We start from the raw sequence: 2,741 nt of genomic DNA on the forward strand, positions 1-2,741 counted from the left end.
GCTTTCATAGTTCATACTTCATACTAAAGATATCGATTACAGGAGACGGGTATGTTTGGTTTCGGATGGCTGGAAGCAGGGATTATCGGGATTGTTGCGCTGGTGGTTTTTGGTCCTAAGAAGATTCCGGAAATGGGACGAGCTTTGGGCAAAACCCTTACTGGCTTTAAGGATGAGATCAATAATCCCACGTCTGAGAAAGATAATACAGAAGAGGATAAATCTTAGATTCGTAGAGCAGGCATCTTGCCTGCCAATAGCTGTCCCCGGCGCAGGCGAGATACCCGCGCTACAAGTTTTATTGGAGAATTATCATGGTTGCTAGATATAAAAAACAAGGTAATTGGAATTTCTTTCTCAAGACATTTGGGGATGTTGTTGGTGAAGATGGTGTAATTCGCCGCAAGGATGAATTACTTACCTATGAATGTGATGGTTTATCTAGCTATCGGCAACGTCCGGAGTTGGTGCTATTACCTCGTACTACAGAAGAAGTCGCAGAAATATTAAGACTTTGCGATCTTTATCAGATTCCTTGGGTGGCTAGAGGAGCAGGCACTGGTTTGTCTGGTGGGGCTTTGCCTGTTGAAAATGGCATATTAATTGTTACTGCCAGAATGAATAAAATCATCAATATTGATTTGGAAAATCAGCAAATTGTTGTCCAGCCTGGTATTATTAATAACTGGGTCACGCAAGCGGTAAGTGGGGCTGGCTTTTACTATGCACCGGACCCTTCTAGTCAAATTATCTGCTCGATTGGTGGGAATGTTGCGGAAAATTCTGGTGGGGTTCATTGTCTCAAATATGGGGTGACAACTAATCATGTTTTGGGATTAAAATTGGTGATTCCCGATGGTAAGATTCTGGATGTGGGTGGCTCTGTTCCAGAAATGCCGGGATACGATCTTACTGGTTTATTTGTTGGTTCGGAAGGTACTCTGGGAATTGCGACTGAAATTACGCTTCGTATCCTGAAAAAACCGGAATCTGTTTGTGTGATTCTCGCCGATTTTACTAGTATGGAAGCTGCCGCGACGACGGTGGCGGATATTATTGGTGCGGGGATTATTCCAGCGGGTATGGAAATTATGGATAATCTCAGTATTAATGCTGTGGAAGATGTGGTGGCGCTGGGATGTTATCCCAGAGATGCGGCAGCTATTCTGTTAGTAGAAATTGATGGTTTGGAAGTGGAGGTAAAAACTAGTAAGCATCGGGTTAATGAACTTTGTAAAAAGAATGGGGCGCGGAATATTACAACGGCAAATGATGCGGAAACTCGGATGAAATTATGGAAAGGGCGAAAAGCAGCATTTGCGGCGGCGGGGAAAGTAAGTCCGGATTATTTTGTCCAAGATGGGGTGATTCCTCGAACTAAATTATCCAGTGTCCTCAAGGAGATTGAGGAGTTAAGTCAGAAATATGGCTATCGCATTGCTAATGTATTTCATGCGGGTGATGGTAATTTACATCCTCTCATTTTATATGATAATTCTGTACCGGGGGCATTTGAAACGGTGGAAGAAATTGGGGGAGAAATTCTCAAACTTTGCGTGAAAGTGGGGGGAAGTATTTCTGGGGAACATGGAATTGGGGCAGATAAAAAGTGTTATATGCCGGATATGTTTACTGAGACGGATTTGGAGACGATGAGATTTGTGAATGAGGTGTTTAATCCACTAAGATTGGCGAATCCGGGGAAAATATTTCCTACACCTAGAATGTGTGGGGAAGCCGCAAATCGACAAAGTGGAGAGAGGTTTAGGATAATAGAAAGGTTTTAGCTGCTGCTCAAATTATTCGCAATACTCAAAAATCATAGTGCTGTGGTGGAGGTCAAATCCTTCCTGCCTAAGAAACCCGGTTTCTCAGAGAAACCGGGTTTATAGGTGTGAGATTTAACCGACAAATTCGGGATAATTTTGCAAGTATTCTGCTAGGGCTTCGGAACCACCAATATGTTCTCCACCGATGAATACTTGAGGGACACTTGTTGCACCTGCAACGGCACGTAATGTGCGAGTAGTAATGCTTTCGCTCAGGATAATTTCTTCAAAGTTAATCCCTCTTTCCTTGAGCATCGCCTTGGCACGGGCGCAATAGGGACAGCCTATTTTAGTAAATAGGGAAATAAATTTGGGTTTGGCGGCATCGGGATTAATATAGTTTAGCATCGTGTCAGCATCTGACACTTCAAAGGGATCTCCCTCTACCTCCGGTTCGATAAACATTTTATCAATTACGCCATCTTTGACTAACATGGAATAGCGCCATGAACGTTTGCCGAAACCGAGGTTTTCTTTATCGACTAACATTCCCATCCCTTCGCTAAATTCGCCGTTACCGTCGGGAATTAGCTTGACATTTTCGGCGTGTTGGTATTTCCCCCACTCGTTCATCACGAAGGTGTCATTAACGGAAATACAGATAATATCATCCACGCCGTTTTGTTTAAATGCCCCAGCAAGTTCATTGTAACGGGGGAGGTGGGAGGAGGAGCAAGTGGGGGTGAATGCCCCAGGAAGGGAAAAGACAGCTACGGTTTTCCCGGCAAAGATGTCATCGGTTGTGATATCCACCCACTCGTTGTTGTTGCGGGTTTTGAATGTGACATTGGGTACTCTTTCACCTTCTCTGTTTTTCAGCATGGGTTTCCTCGCTTAGTTGTACTCGTTATGAGTTTGTATGAGTATATCATAATCGTAATGAGTACGAGTTGGCAAGTAAATCATCGCGAC

The 2,741-nt window shown here is 43.7% G+C and carries 3 protein-coding genes; 2 read left to right on the forward strand and 1 reads right to left on the reverse strand.

Going from position 1 to position 2,741, the window contains the following annotated elements:
* Positions 1 to 51 precede the first annotated feature (51 nt).
* Complete coding sequence (locus NJ959_RS28190) at positions 52 to 228, forward strand: Sec-independent protein translocase subunit TatA/TatB (protein ID WP_254015078.1); 177 nt, start codon at positions 52 to 54, stop codon at positions 226 to 228.
* 86 nt (positions 229 to 314) lie between these two features.
* Positions 315 to 1,787, forward strand: a complete 1,473-nt coding sequence (gene glcD, locus NJ959_RS28195) for a glycolate oxidase subunit GlcD (RefSeq protein WP_254015079.1) — start codon at positions 315 to 317, stop codon at positions 1,785 to 1,787.
* 114 nt (positions 1,788 to 1,901) lie between these two features.
* Here the strand turns inward: glcD and NJ959_RS28200 are convergent, their stop codons facing one another.
* Entirely contained in the window at positions 1,902 to 2,651 is a 750-nt protein-coding gene (locus NJ959_RS28200; protein ID WP_254015080.1) for a glutathione peroxidase, read from the reverse strand.
* Positions 2,652 to 2,741: the final 90 nt, after the last annotated feature.

The organism is Limnofasciculus baicalensis BBK-W-15 (genome assembly GCF_024178385.1).
Classification (GTDB): domain Bacteria; phylum Cyanobacteriota; class Cyanobacteriia; order Cyanobacteriales; family Coleofasciculaceae; genus Limnofasciculus; species Limnofasciculus baicalensis.

Coding starts and splice junctions, on each gene's coding strand:
- NJ959_RS28190 (WP_254015078.1), top strand. CDS start 52: ATGTTTGGTTTCGGATGGCTGGAAGCAGGGATTATCGGGATTGTTGCG.
- glcD (WP_254015079.1), top strand. CDS start 315: ATGGTTGCTAGATATAAAAAACAAGGTAATTGGAATTTCTTTCTCAAG.
- NJ959_RS28200 (WP_254015080.1), bottom strand. CDS start 2,651: ATGCTGAAAAACAGAGAAGGTGAAAGAGTACCCAATGTCACATTCAAA.